Source organism: Nocardioides sp. Root140 (assembly GCF_001426745.1).
Taxonomy (GTDB): domain Bacteria; phylum Actinomycetota; class Actinomycetes; order Propionibacteriales; family Nocardioidaceae; genus Nocardioides.
This window is the reverse complement of sequence record NZ_LMFI01000013.1, coordinates 202,169-215,691: the sequence shown is the minus strand read 5'-3', so window position 1 is coordinate 215,691 and position 13,523 is coordinate 202,169. Positions and strand designations below refer to the sequence as shown.

General features: G+C 71.7%; 11 protein-coding genes. 8 read left to right on the top strand and 3 right to left on the bottom strand.

The genetic code is table 11. The annotated features are described in order from the left end of the window. Positions 1-134 precede the first annotated feature (134 nt). Positions 135-440: an MGMT family protein gene (locus ASD30_RS22320; RefSeq protein WP_056687381.1), complete on the top strand. Its 306-nt coding sequence runs from the start codon at positions 135-137 to the stop codon at positions 438-440. Positions 441-504: 64 nt separating this feature from the next. Here the strand turns inward: ASD30_RS22320 and ASD30_RS22315 are convergent, their stop codons facing one another. Genes ASD30_RS22315 through ASD30_RS26205 form a run of 3 tightly spaced genes read right to left on the bottom strand, consistent with a single transcriptional unit; the run spans position 505 to position 4,201 of the window. Then, on the bottom strand, positions 505-1,902 hold the full coding sequence (locus tag ASD30_RS22315) for a DUF1116 domain-containing protein (RefSeq protein ID WP_056687380.1): 1,398 nt from the start codon (positions 1,900-1,902) through the stop codon (positions 505-507). After that, positions 1,899-3,368, bottom strand: a complete 1,470-nt coding sequence (locus tag ASD30_RS22310) for an FdrA family protein (protein WP_056687378.1) — start codon at positions 3,366-3,368, stop codon at positions 1,899-1,901. Before ASD30_RS22310 ends, ASD30_RS22315 begins: the two co-directional genes overlap by 4 nt. Then, positions 3,365-4,201, bottom strand: a complete 837-nt coding sequence (locus tag ASD30_RS26205) for an oxamate carbamoyltransferase subunit AllH family protein (RefSeq protein ID WP_200951221.1) — start codon at positions 4,199-4,201, stop codon at positions 3,365-3,367. The genes ASD30_RS22310 and ASD30_RS26205 overlap by 4 nt, the downstream gene beginning before the upstream one ends. 85 nt (positions 4,202-4,286) lie before the next feature. Here ASD30_RS26205 and ASD30_RS26785 point away from each other — a divergent pair, with 85 nt between their 5' ends. The 7 genes from ASD30_RS26785 (at position 4,287) to ASD30_RS22270 (ending at position 13,267) form a co-directional block, all read left to right on the top strand. Beyond that, positions 4,287-5,564: a PucR family transcriptional regulator gene (locus ASD30_RS26785; protein WP_056687374.1), complete on the top strand. Its 1,278-nt coding sequence runs from the start codon at positions 4,287-4,289 to the stop codon at positions 5,562-5,564. 175 nt (positions 5,565-5,739) lie between these two features. Continuing rightward, the gene (locus ASD30_RS22295; RefSeq protein ID WP_056687372.1) at positions 5,740-7,209 is read left to right on the top strand and encodes a uracil-xanthine permease family protein; all 1,470 of its coding nucleotides are present in this window, start codon (positions 5,740-5,742) and stop codon (positions 7,207-7,209) included. A gap of 164 nt (positions 7,210-7,373) precedes the next feature. After that, positions 7,374-8,258 carry an FAD binding domain-containing protein gene (locus ASD30_RS22290; protein WP_056687370.1) on the top strand — a complete coding sequence of 295 codons (885 nt, stop codon included), beginning with the start codon at positions 7,374-7,376 and terminating at the stop codon, positions 8,256-8,258. Next, on the top strand, positions 8,255-8,752 hold the full coding sequence (locus tag ASD30_RS22285; protein ID WP_056687368.1) for a (2Fe-2S)-binding protein: 498 nt from the start codon (positions 8,255-8,257) through the stop codon (positions 8,750-8,752). Before ASD30_RS22290 ends, ASD30_RS22285 begins: the two co-directional genes overlap by 4 nt. After that, on the top strand, positions 8,749-11,211 hold the full coding sequence (gene cutA, locus ASD30_RS22280; protein ID WP_056687366.1) for an aerobic carbon-monoxide dehydrogenase large subunit: 2,463 nt from the start codon (positions 8,749-8,751) through the stop codon (positions 11,209-11,211). The genes ASD30_RS22285 and cutA overlap by 4 nt, the downstream gene beginning before the upstream one ends. Beyond that, on the top strand, positions 11,208-11,876 hold the full coding sequence (locus ASD30_RS22275; protein ID WP_056687363.1) for an SRPBCC family protein: 669 nt from the start codon (positions 11,208-11,210) through the stop codon (positions 11,874-11,876). Before cutA ends, ASD30_RS22275 begins: the two co-directional genes overlap by 4 nt. Then, positions 11,873-13,267, top strand: a complete 1,395-nt coding sequence (locus ASD30_RS22270; RefSeq protein ID WP_056687361.1) for an amidase — start codon at positions 11,873-11,875, stop codon at positions 13,265-13,267. The genes ASD30_RS22275 and ASD30_RS22270 overlap by 4 nt, the downstream gene beginning before the upstream one ends. Positions 13,268-13,523 lie beyond the last annotated feature (256 nt).

Genomic DNA, 13,523 nt, shown 5'->3' with positions numbered 1-13,523 from the left:
ACGTCAAGTGGCACGTCAAACGCGCCCATCACGCCACCTGGCCCCAGCCCAAGGGCCTACCGACCTACACGGTAACTCCGCCCTAACTGAACGGTATTGCGGCTAGAGCATGTCCTCGCTCTAGGCTTGGTCGCGTGAACGAGGAGTACGTCGAAGCGGTGCTGCAGTACGTCGAACGCGTGCCGAGGGGACGCGTGACGACGTACGGCGCGGTGGCCGACGTCGTGGGTGAGGCCCTGGGCATCGGTGGTCCGCGCCTGGTCGGCAACGTGATGGCGATGCACGGCGGGCCGGTGCCGTGGTGGCGGGTGGTGCGCGCCGACGGGTCGTTGCCGCCGAGCCACCAGGACGAGGCACGGCAGTGCTACCTGGAGGAGAACACTCCGATGCGCCCCTCCGGGAAGGTCGACCTGAAGGCCGCCTTCTGGCAGCCCGCCTGACTCGTCGGACGGCGTGCACCCAGGAACTGGCGACGGGTCGACAAAAACTGGCGACGGGTCGGCTTCAGGTGGTGCTGCGAGCCCGGGCGCGGGCGGCGAGCTGGGCCAGTGCCTGCGGGAAGATCTCGGCCGGTGGGGTCACCAACCCGGCGCCCACCTGCCCGACGCCCGCCACCTTGCCGGCCATGCCGGTGTTGATCTGCGGCAGGATGCCGGTGCGACAGACCAGGCTCACGTCGATGCCGCTCGGCACACCCTGGAACTCGAGCACCGGGATTGACCAGCGCGGGTTCTCCCCGAGGGTGATCTCGTGCATCCGGCGCGTGGTGGCGAGGGCGTCGGGCACGCTGCCGCCGACCAGCCGCACGATGGCCGGTGCGGTCGCCATCGCGAAGCCGCCGATGCCGGCGGTCTCGGTGATCGCGGAGTCGCCGATGTCGGGGTTGGCGTCGTCGGGGCCGTAGTCACCCAGGAAGAGCCCGTCGGCGACCTGGGCCGGTCCGGTGAACCACTGGTCGCCGGTGCCCGAGGTCTGGATGCCGAACTCGGTGCCGTTGCGGGCCATCGCCACGACCATCGTGGAGCCGTCGATGCCGCGTGCCGCGTCGAGGGCGAGCTTGCAGGTCGGCATCGCCACGTTGAGGAAGAAGTGGTCGTTGCCACCGATGAAGCGCAGGGCTGCCGCGACGTCGGCGGACGGGAATCCGGAGTCGACCATCGCGGGGGACAGGTCGCGCAGCAGCATCAACGTGCCGGCCCGGTTGCGGTTGTGCGCCTCGTCGCCCATCTGGAGCATCTGGGTGAGGATGCCGGTGGCGTCGACCGGCCCACTGGTGCGCACCGCCTTCTGCAGCACCGGCCCCAGCACCGCCGACATCCAGCGCAGCCGGTCGAGGACCTCGGGGGAGTAGGCGCCGTAGCGCAACACCTTGCCGAGACCCTCGTTGAGCGAGCAGTGCGCGCGCCTGCCAGTGGCGGGGTCCTCGAGCACGAACATCCACATCGACGGCGTGACCACACCCGCCATCGGCCCGACCGTGTCGCGGTGGTGGCACGGCTCGAGGGAGATCCCGTCACCCGACTCGAACAGCGCCACGGCCATCTCCGGATCGTCGACCAGGCCCTCGAGCGCGGCGCCGGCCATCAGGCCACCGCGCAACGGACCGGACGCCGTCTCCCACCCGATCGGCGGACCGGCGTGCAGGAACTCGCCCCGGTGCAGGCCCAGCACCTCCGACGCCGGAGCGACGTCGACCAGCAGGGCCTGCACTCCCAGCATCGCGGCCAGTGCCTGCTCGTTGGCGGGCCTGCGCAGGGGGTCGGCGGCCACCGTGGCGAGGTCGGCCTCGGTGCCGGGCATCGGCGGCCGCCAGTCGACGCGGCTGACGGGCACGGCCTGGGCCTCGATCGCGTCGGCGAACAGCCCGGCACCGGCGCTGACGATGCGGGTGGGTGTGGTCATCGCGCGCCACCGATCAGCTCGAGGGCGCGGCAACAGGCCGCCGCGTTGGACAGGTGGACCTCGGCCCCCGCGGCCGAGAGCGCCTCCGCCTGCCGGGACAGGCCCTGGGGGTCGGAGGTGGTGCCGACCAACGCGACCACGACCGGGCACGCCGCCCGCGCGATGGCCGGCGCGAGAGACGCCGCCGGATCGTCCTCCGCACCGTGGCCGAGCACGACGTCCAGGAGCAGTACGCCGGTCCGCGGGTCGGCGGCGACCTCTGCGAGGTGCTCGAGCCTCAACGTCGGGTCGATCATCGGGTGCGCCCGCCCGGAGGTGAGGGTGTCGTCGCCGAAGTCGATCATCAGGTGGGCGTCGGCGTCGAGGTCGGGGCCGAGGGCCAGCTCGGGCGAGAAGGGAATGTTGCTCCTGATCGGGCCGATCACCTGCGTCGCCACGAGCATGGCCTCGTCGCACAGGGTCCCGCCCACGAACAGCCCGCGCAGCAGCCCACCGCCGTCCGCACGGGCCGTCGCCTCGCCCCACACGGGCCAGTCCGGGACCTCGCGTCCGAGCCTGGCCAGCACGGTCTCCGCCGCGGCAGTCAGGTCGGGTTGACCTGCGCCGAGCAGGGCGAACTCGACCGGGGTGCCCAGCGTGGCGGCGTACTCACGGATGGTGGCGGCCACCTCGGCCGCCGGCGGCTTGGAGACGACCACGATCAGCTCGATCGCCGGGTCGTCGTCGAGACGGCGCAGCGACTCCCTCGTGGAGAGCCCTCCGACGTCGGCGGACAGGTCGCGTCCGCCGACGCCGAGGGCCGATCCAACCCCCAGGTCTGCATGGTCGAGCAGGGCCATCAGCTGTTGGCATCCGGTGCCGGAGGCGGCCACGATGCCGACAGGTCCCGGCACCACCGCGTTGGCGAATCCGAGGCCCAGTCCGCCGACGACGGCGGTTCCGCAGTCGGGGCCCATCACCAGGAGCCCGCGCTCGGTCGCCGTGCGCTTGAGCGCGACCTCCTGATCCAGGGGCACGTTGTCGCTGAAGACCATCACGTCGTGACCGGCGTCGAGTGCGTCCATCGCCTCGACGAACGCACTCGGACCGGGCACCGAGACCAGCGCCAGCACGTCACCGCCGTTCGCGTCGCGGCTCAGGGCCGAACCTGTGGTGCGCGGCGGTGCCAGCTCGACCGTGCCAGCGGCGACGCGGCTCGACGCGGCCAGTGCCGCGTCGACCGCGACGAGGGCGGGTGCCAGAGCCGCCTCATCGTCGAGCCGGAGGGCCACCACCATGTCGTTGGCGGTGACGTCCGGAGGCGGCGCGAAGCCCATGCCGGCCAACACGTCGAGGTTGAGGTCGGTGGCCATCGCGACCTGCGCGGCCTCGACACCGGCCCCAGCGGCGACGGTGCGGCTGACCTGCAGCAGGGTCACGGAGTCGGCGTACGCGCCGCGTCTGAGCTCGACATGGGTGTGGCTCATGCGCAGCGGCTCCGTTGCGTGTCGGGGGAGGTCGCGTCGGTGTTGGCTGCCGGGGGCCCGGCCGATGACAGCGACGCGAGCGCGAGACCCACGCCCAGCAGGAGGGCGCTTCCCGACGTGTGCCCGATGCCGACCAGGTCGTCGACGGCGTTGGCGCGATCCGCCGCCGAAGCGGCCGCGGGTTCGGCGAGCACCCGCAGGAGGCGACCGAACTCGGGGAGCACCTCGCCGTGCCGGGCGCAGTCGAGGAGGGTCGCGGAGAGCGTCGTGGTGCGGTGCCGGGTCTGGGCGAGCGCGCGCGCGAACCCGGGTACGTCGACTCCAGCCGCCCAGTGCGTGGCCAGCCAGCCGCAGAGCACGTCGTCCCCGGACGGGGTGAGCCCGCTGCCGCGTCCGACCAGGTGCGCGACGGCGGCCGGCTCCGCTCGTGCCAGGGCGTCGAGGGCGTGGGTGGGCAGTTCCTGTGCGAGCAGGTCTCGAGCCGCGCCCACGTCGACCGTCACCGGTGCATCGAGGGTGAGCCGCGGTGCCGACACGTCGACCAAGCGGCCGACCCTGACCTCGGTGTCGTCGAGGAACAGCGCACCGTCGGCGACCCGCGCGGTGCGCGCCGTGGCGAGCTCCCCGATGCCGGGGGTGGCCAACCGCAGCGCGCAGGGGACGGCGGCCGCGGACGTGCCGACCACGCCGACGCACCAGCCCTCGACCTCGAGGTAGAGCGCCAGCGGACCGCGATGGAGGAACCCCACCGGGCCCCTCGCCGCGGCCAACCGCTCCCGGACCCGGGTCGGTGCCGCTGCGGGTGTGCCTGTGGAGGGCGCTGTCGCGATCACCCTCCCGACGCTAGTGGGACGCAGTACGGTTTGCCGATGTGAGGTTGTGCCAACGGAACGCCGGAACGAGGTGCAAGAGTTGATAGTGCCGGACCAGACCAGCAGCCAGACCAGCAGCCAGGACGCGATCAAGGCCCTGGCCAGGGTCGACGCGCTGCACACGGCCCTGACCCAGATCGTCCTCGAGGGTGGCAACCTGAGCCAGATCGCCGCCGAGGTGGCGCGCGTCCTCGACGTCGGCGTACTCCTCACCTCCACGGACGGGCGCGAACGAGCGGCGGAGCTGTCCGACGCACTGCGTGGCCTGATGGACGACGCCGAGCTGTTCGACCCGACCGGACGCTTCCGGGTCGAGCGGGCCGGGGCCGACGGCGTGGGGGTCGGCCGGGGACAGGTCCGGATGCTGCGCATCGTCGCCGGTGGCGCGGACCTGGCCCGGCTGGTCTGCTTCCGCGAGGGCTCGGAGATCTCCTCCGGAGACGTCCACGCAATGGAGCGAGCCGCGGCCGTCGCCGCACTGCTGATCACCCGCGAGGAGGCGGTCGGCGCGGTCGAGAACAAGTACCAGGGCGACTTCCTGCGCGACGTGCTCCTGCGACGGGCCGGGGCCGAGGAGTACGTCGTCGAGCACGTCGAGGCGTTCGGCTGGAACCTGTCGCGGCCGATGGTGGTGGTCGCCGCCGAGATCGATCCCGCGCCCGCCGACGAGCCGGCCACCTCGAACCGGATCCGTCGGCGGTGGCAGGAGCGCTTCTCCGCTGCCTGGCGCCAGGTCAGCCACGCCTTCGACCCGGGTGTGCCGAGCGTCGACTTCTCCTCGGAGGTGGTGACCCTGGTGCCGGTGCCGGAGGACGCCGTCGACGGTGGCGCCTCGGTGGTGCGGCAGCTGGTCTCCGACGTGGCCGGCGACAAGGGCGGAGGGCGACGTCCCTTCTCCGTGGGCGTGAGCCGGGTGGCCGCCGACATCGAGGGCCTCCCCGAGGCCTACGCGCAGGCCCGTCGAGCGGTGGAGGTCGGACGACGGGTGCACGGCGGTGGCTCGACGACGTACTTCGACCAGCTCGGCGTGCACCGCCTGATCGCGCTGGTGCCCGACCACGACGAGCTGCACTCCTTCGCCCGCGACGTCCTCGGCGAGCTCGCCGGCACGTCCGCGGAGGTGACCGACCTGCGCGAGACCCTGCAGGTGCTGCTCGACACGAACTTCAACGTGGCCGAGGCCGCGCGGCTCCAGTTCTTCCACTACAACACGATGCGCTACCGGGTCGGGAAGCTCGAGCGGCTGCTCGGGCCGGTGGGCTCCGACCCGCACCTGCGCCTCGACGTCGCGGTCGCCCTGCGGGTCCTCGAGATCGCCGACTGACGGGTCCGTACGGCGCGCCGCACCGACGCGCCGTACCAAAGGGCTCGCGAACAAGATCTGCCACTGGAAGGATGTGCCGTTCAGCACAAGTCGCCGGTGTTCGGCAGGATCGGGCCCACTAGGTTCGGCAACCTGCGGAGGAAATCCGGGCTGCGGCCCGCGTCGAGGAGGCAGCATGTCGATGTTCAGGTGGGACGTGGTCGATCCGGCGCCGGGTCAGGCGGTGGCACCACACCAGCGGCTCGGCTGGGGCAAGACGGCCGGCCTCGGCGCACAACACGTGGTCGCCATGTTCGGCGCGACCTTCGTGTTCCCGATCGTCATGGGCCTCAACGCCAACCTGGCGATCATGATGAGCGGCATCGCCACGATCTGCTTCCTGCTGATAGTGAAGAACAAGGTGCCCAGCTACCTGGGCACCTCGGCGTCCTTCGTCGGCGGGGCGGGCGCGGTCTACGCACAGGGCGGCGGGCCCGAAGACGTCACCGGCGCGATCCTGGTCGCCGGCGTCGTCCTCGCCCTGGTCGGCCTGGTGATCCACTTCTTCGGGGCGCGGGTCGTCAACGCCGTGCTCCCCCCGGTCGTGACCGGTGCCGTGGTCATGCTGATCGGCTTCAACCTGGCCCCGGTGGCCACCCAGACCTACATGCCGGCCGACCCGTGGGTCGCGATCATCACCATGACCGCGGTGATCCTGATGGCCGTGGGCCTGCGCGGGTTCTTCGGGCGGATCGCGATCTTCCTCGGCCTGATCTTCGGCTATGTCCTCTCGGTCGTGGTCGACAAGATCTTCGGCAAGACCTCGCTGCCCGTGCCGGGCAACCCGGAGCCGGGCGCCCACTGGCGGGTCGACTGGAGTGCGGTGAAGGAGGCCGACTGGTTCGGCTTCCCCAAGCACACCGCCGAGGGCCTGGTCGGCAACCAGACCGAGCTGAACAACCTCGGCGCGGTCGGCTGGCACCTCCCGGACTTCTCGTTGACCTTCGCGCTCCTCGTGCTGCCGGCGGTGATCGCACTGGTCGCCGAGAACGTCGGACACGTCAAGGCCGTGGCCGAGATGACCGAGACCGACCTCGACCCGGTGATGGGCCGGGCAGTCGCGGCCGACGGCGTCGGCACCGTCATCGCGTCCGCGGTCGGCGGCTCACCCACCACGACGTACGCCGAGAACATCGGCGTCATGGCGGCGACGAGGGTCTACTCCACGGCCGCCTACTACGTGGCCGCGGTGGTGGCGATCCTGCTCGGCCTGGTGCCGAAGTTCGGCGAGATCGTGAACCACACGCCACCGGCCGTGCTCGGCGGGATCACCCTGGTGCTCTACGGGATGATCGGCCTGCTGGGCGCCAAGATCTGGAAGGAGAACGACGTCAACTTCGCCGATCCGGTGAACCTCGTGCCCCTTGCGGCCGGCATCATCCTGGCCATCGGCGATGCCAGCCTGAAGATCACCGACGACTTCTCCCTCAACGGCATCGCGCTGGGCACGCTGGTCACCGTGATCGGCTACCACCTGGCCCGCCTCGTGGCGCCCCGCGTCAACGACGACGGCACGATCATCGCGGTCGGCGGCACCGGCACCCATGCGAGTCCCGAGGGCGACGAGACGGACTCCGGCGCAGCCCCGGGAAGGCACCGGGACTAGGTGGCCACCGCCGGAGGTCCGTCGTGTGCCCGACACCCCGGGCACGCGCTGGCCCGCGTTCTCGAAGACTCGACGGGCCTCCGGCCCGCCATCGCTTCTCCGCCTGGCCCAGCACGCACCCGGAGCGCCGGTCACCCCCGACGCACCTCAGGCGGTGGCCACCGGTGAAGCCCGCGCCGTTCGCGTACGCCCGGCCCACCGACCTGGCGGCTGCCGTCGAGGCCCTCGCCGGGAGCACGAACGCGAAGGTGCTGGCCGGTGGACAGAGCCTGGTGCCGCTGCTCTCCATGCGGCTCGCGGCACCGGCCCTGCTGGTGGACATCAACCGGCTGCCCGGCCTCGACCACGTCACCAGTGACGCATCGGGCGTGCGGGTCGGGGCGTTGGCCCGGCATGCGGCGGTGCTCGCCGACGAAGAGGCCCACCGGGTCCAGCCCCTGCTGGCGATGGCCCTGGCCAACGTCGCCCACGCCACGATTCGCAACCGGGGCACGACGGTGGGCTCGCTGGTGCATGCCGATGCGGCCGCCGAGATGCCGGTGGTCCTTGCGCTGCTGGGTGGCTCCGTCGACGTGGTGGGGCCGGGCGGTCGGCGTACGGTCGCTGGCGACGCGTTGTTCCTCGGCCCCCTCGAGTCGTCACTGGCCCACGACGAGATCGCCGTGGAGGCGTTCTTCCCGGCCCTCGCGGAGGGCTCCGGCGTCGCGTTCCGTGAAGTGGCCCGAAGGCACGGCGACTACGCCCTGTGTGGCGTGGCCGTCCTCGTGCGACTCGAGGACCGCCGGATCGTCGAGGCGCGGGCCGGCTACCTCTCGGTCAGCGACCTGCCCACGGTCGTCGACCTGGCGCCGGCGCTGGCCGGCGGCGGACCCGAGGTGCCGTCCGACCGGGCGCTCGAAGCTGCCGGTGAGCTGGCACTGGCCGCGCTCGACCCGCAGGGCGACATCCACGCCACCGCCGCCTACCGCGCACAGCTGGTGCGGGTGCTGACCGGCCGCACGCTGCGGGCGGCGTACGACGACGCACGCCGGCGTACGGAGCAGCCATGAGCGAGGAGCTCCACGACGTCCGCCTCGTGGTCAACGGGGTGCCGCACGACCTCGGCGTGCCCGCTCGCCGGTTGCTCAGCGATGCTCTGCGCCACGACCTCGGGCTGACCGGCACCCACGTCGGCTGCGAGCACGGCGTGTGCGGCTCCTGCACGGTGCTGCTCGACGGAACCCCCGTGCGCTCCTGCCTGCTGCTCGCGGTGACCGTCTCCGGTTCCGAGGTGACCACCGTCGAGGGACTCACCAACGCCGACGGGTCACTCGGCCCGGTGCAGCAGGCGTTCAAGGACTGCCACGGGCTGCAGTGCGGCTTCTGCACCCCCGGCTTCCTCACCACGATCACCGCCGGGCTCCGTGACAACCCGTGCCCCACGCACGACGAGGCGAAGGAGATGATCGCCGGCAACCTGTGCCGCTGCACCGGCTACCAGAACATCGTCTCCGCGGTCGAGCGCGCCGCCGAGCTGATCGCCGGGGAGGGGGAGTCGCCGTGACGACACGCATGTTCGGCGAACGGATCGCCCGCGTGGAGGACGACCGGTTCCTCCGCGGTGCCGGGCGGTACGTCGACGATCTCGGTGCCGACGCGCTGCACGCGGCGGTGCTGCGCAGCCCGCACGCCCACGCCCGCATCGTCGACATCGACGTGTCCGCCGTGCTCGACGTCGACGGAGTGCACGCCGTCTTCACCTACGACGACCTGCAGGGCCCGATGGCCGAACCGCTGCCGTTGCTCATCCCGCACCCGGCGCTCACCCACGGACGCACGCAGTACGCCCTGGCCAAGGACGAGGTGAACCACGTCGGAGAGGCGATCGCGTTCGTCGTGGCCGACGACCGCTACGTCGCCGAGGACGCCGTCGACAAGATCGTGGTGACCTACGAGTTCCTGCCGCCCGTGGTGGGCCTGGCCGCCGCACGCGCGGCCGAGCGGCTCGTGCACGACGACGTGCCCGGCAACGTCGCCGCGCGCCTGGAGCAGCACGTCGGTGACGCCCCGGCCGCCATCGCCGCGGCACCGCACCGGCTCAGCCTCGACCTCGACATCGAGCGCAGCGCGTCGACCCCGATGGAGGGGCGCGGCACCCTGGCCCGCTGGGACACGGACTCGGGCCGGATGCAGGTCTGGACCTCCACCCAGACCTCCACCGGCGTCCGCGCAGCCGTCGCCGCCAAGCTCGGTCTCGACCTCGGCCACGTCGACGTGATCACCCCCGACGTGGGCGGCGGCTTCGGCGTGAAGATCGTGCACCCGTGGCCGGAGGAGCTCCTGGTGCCGCTGGCCGCCAGGGCGCTCGGACAGCCGGTGAAGTTCATCGAGGACCGCCGCGAGCACTTCATCTCCTCGGCCCACGAACGCGCCCAGGTGCAGCACGTCGAGGTCGGCTTCGACGACGACGGCAGGCTGCTCGGCCTCGACGTCGCGTTCTGGCACGACAACGGCGCCTACACGCCGTACGGCCTGATCGTCCCGATCATCACCTCGACCCAGCTGCTCGGGCCCTACAAGCCGCACAACTACCGGGTCACCTTCGAGAGTCTCTACACGAACACCGTGATCGTGACGCCGTACCGCGGGGCCGGTCGTCCGCAGGGCGTCTACGCGATGGAGCGCACCATGGACGCGATCGCGGCGTACCTCGGCAAGGACCGCGCCGACGTGCGCGCGGTCAACTTCATCCAGCCCGACGAGTTCCCCTTCGACCACCACCTGACCTTCCAGGACGGTCGGCCGCTCGTCTACGACTCGGGCGACTACCCGCAGCTGCTCGACAAGCTCAAGGCGCTCATCGGCTGGGACGACTTCGAGACCGTCCGCGCCGAGGCCGCCGCGCAGGGACGACGACTCGGCCTCGGCCTGGCCTGTTATGTCGAGGGCACCGGGGTGGGGCCCTACGAGGGCGCGCACATCCACGTCGAGACCAGCGGCAAGGTCAAGGTCGCCACCGGCCTGACCACCCAGGGCCAGGGGCACCAGACCGCGTTCGCGCAGATCGTCGCCGACGAGCTCGGCGTCCCCTTCGAGAGCGTGGAGGTGGTCACCGGCGACACCCGGCGGATGCCGTACGCCGTGGGCACGTTCGCCTCGCGGGCGGCCGTGATGAGCGGGTCGGCGATCCACCTGGCGGCCCGGAAGGTGAAGGAGAAGGCGCTCCGGATCGCGGCCGACGCACTCGAGGCCTCGGTCGACGACCTCGAGATCGTCGACGGGTCGGTGCGGGTGAAGGGCGCCCCCGACAGCTCGATCGCACTCGGCACGGTCGCCGTCCTGTCCAACCCGTTGCGCTACGCCTTCGACGAGGCGTCGGGCGCCGCCACGCAGTTCAGCGTCGGCGACCCGGGCAAGCCGCCGGTCGCCGAGGGGGAGGAGCCCGGACTCGAGGGCAAGGACTTCTACTCGCCGGAGCGCTCGACCTTCGCCGCCGGCATGCATGCGGTGATCGTGGAGATCGACCCCGACACCGCCGAGATCGAGATTCTGCGGTACGCCGTGGTGCACGACTGCGGCAACCTGATCAACCCGATGATCGTGCAGGGGCAGATCCACGGCGGGGTGGCGCAGGGTGTCGGCGGCGCGCTCTACGAGCGGATGGAGTACGACGAGAACGGGCAGCTGCTCAACGCATCGTTCATGGACTTCCTGATGCCCTACGTGACCGAGGTTCCGGACGGTATCGAGATCGACCACCTCGAGACGCCGAGCCCGCTGAACCCGTTGGGTCTCAAGGGCGCGGGTGAGGCGGGCGTGATCCCGTCGGCGGCGGTCTTCGCCTCGGCCATCGAGGACGCCGAGCGACTCGACCCGGGGAACCTGGCCGTCACGGCGATGCCGATCTCGCCGTCGCAGCTCTTCGACCTGCGCGAGCACCACCGAAGGGGACACCCGGTGGTTGAGGAGGCGCGCCAGCGCCGTCTCGAAACCTCCGCCCAGCACCGAAAGGACCCGTCATGAGGATCGCCGGCGAAGCCACCTTGGTCGCACCGATCGAGAAGGTCTGGAACGCGGTCCTGGACCCACACGTGCTGGTCGTCGCGATCCCCGGCTGCGAGCGGCTCGAGGAGACCGGTGAGCACGCCTACGACATGACCGTGACCGCCGGAGTCGCGGCGATCCGCGGCACCTACACGGGCACCTGCACGCTGAGCGACCTGGTCGAGCACCAGTCGCTGGTCCTGGTCGTGCAGGGCGCCGGCGCACCGGGCACGATCGGTGCCACGGTCGACGTCCGCTTCGAGTGCAACGACGACGGCACCACCACGTTGCTCTACGACGCGGACGCCGTGGTCGGGGGCATGGTCGGTGGTGTGGGCCAGCGGATGCTGACCTCGGTGAGCAGGCGGATGGCCACCGAGTTCTTCAGCAACATCGAGCGGACGATCGCCCAGGGAGTGCCGGGGGTGCCGCCGCCACTCGCCGGCTCGACACCCGCTACCGAACAGTCAGCAGGAAATCTGGCCGCGGAACCTGCTGACCGTTCGGTAGCGCCGAAGAACGTGTTCACCGCTCCGACGCGAGGGTCCGGCGACCTCTCCGAGTTCGTCAAGGGCATCGCGGTCGGTGCCGGGCTGGTCGCCCTCGGGGTGGTCCTCGGCTCGAGGTTCGGACGCCGACGATGACCTCGCTGACCGTCGACTCGACGGCCCGCGAGCAAGCCGCCGCCGTACGCTCTCGTGACATCTCGGCGCGCGAGCTGCTCGAGCTCCACCTCGACCGCATCCGCGCCCGCAACCCGCAGCTCAACGCGATCGTGTCGCTCGACGAGGAGCGGGCTCGGGCCGGTGCCGCGGCCGCCGACGAGGCGCTCGCCGCCGGTGCCGCACCCGGTCCGTTGCACGGGTTGCCGTTCGCGGTGAAGGACACCCACCGAGTCGCTGGATGGCGTACGACGTACGGGTCGCCGCTCTTCGCCGACCACGTGCCCGACGGTGACGACCTGATCGTCGAACGCATCCGCGGAGCAGGTGCGGTGCTGATCGGCAAGACCAACGTGCCGGAGTTCGCTGCCGGCTCGCACACGTTCAACACGGTCTTCGGCACCACCCTCAACCCGCACGACCCGTCGAGGTCTGCGGGCGGCTCGAGCGGTGGTGCAGCCTGCGCGCTGGCCTCCGGCATGGTGCCGTTGGCCGACGGGTCCGACATGGGTGGATCCCTGCGCAACCCCGCGTCGTTCTGCGGTGTCGTCGGCCTCCGCCCCTCCCTGGGGCGGGTGCCGGAGTGGCCGAGCGCGAACCAGTGGGAGTCGACGTCCGTCGGTGGACCGTTGGCGCGCAACGTCGGCGACCTCGCGCTCCTGCTGTCCGTGCTGGCCGGCCCCGACCCTCGGGCGCCGCTGGCCCTGCGCGATCCGGGCTCCGCCTTCGCGCCGCCGCTCTCGGCCTCGTTGGCCGGCCTCCGCGTCGCGTTGTCCGTCGACCTCGGCGGCGCCTTCGAGGTGGACGCAGAGGTGGCCGCGATCGTCGAGTCCGCGGCAGCCACGTTCACGGGAGCGGGGGCGAGCGTCGACTCGACGTACCCCTCCCTGGCCGAGGCCGACGACACGTTCCGCACACTGCGGGCCTGGCACTTCCAGGCGAAGTTCGGGGCGCTGCTCGCCGAGCACCCGGATGCGTTCAAGCAGTCGCTGGCCGACAACATCCGGGCGGGGGAGTCGCTGACCGGTGCCGACGTGGCCCGTGCCTACGCAGGGCGCACCACGCTGGCCGAGCGCATGCGGCTCTTCTTCGAGGACCACGACGTGCTGGTGCTCCCGGTGTCCCAGGTGCCGCCGTTCCCGGCCGACCAGGAGTTCCCGACGCAGATCAACGGCAGGCCCATGGAGGGCTACCTCGACTGGATGCGCTCGGCGTACTTCATCACCGTCACCGGCTGCCCGGCGATCTCCGTCCCGGCCGGCCTCACCGCCGACGGGCTGCCGGTCGGCATCCAGATCGTGGCGCCGCATGGTGCCGACCGCCGGCTCCTCGAGGTCGCCGCCGCGTTCGAGTCCGCCCGGTCGCACAGCTGAGCTCGCCTCGCGGCAGAGACTGACCGCGGCTCCGAGCGGATCCGGTTGGGAACTGCGGCAGTTCGCCCCTCGTGCTCGTCCGCTGAGCGGGCCGGCGCCCGCCGTACGAGCGAACTGCCGCAGTTCTCGACGGGACTGCCGTCCGAACGTCGCTCGCAGGCAGCAGCGCCGATGCCGCCGTACGACGGGCTGGCACGAAGTGCCAACGAACCCGGCCCCCGTTGGCGGATTGTGCCGTCGCCCCGGTGGCCGCACA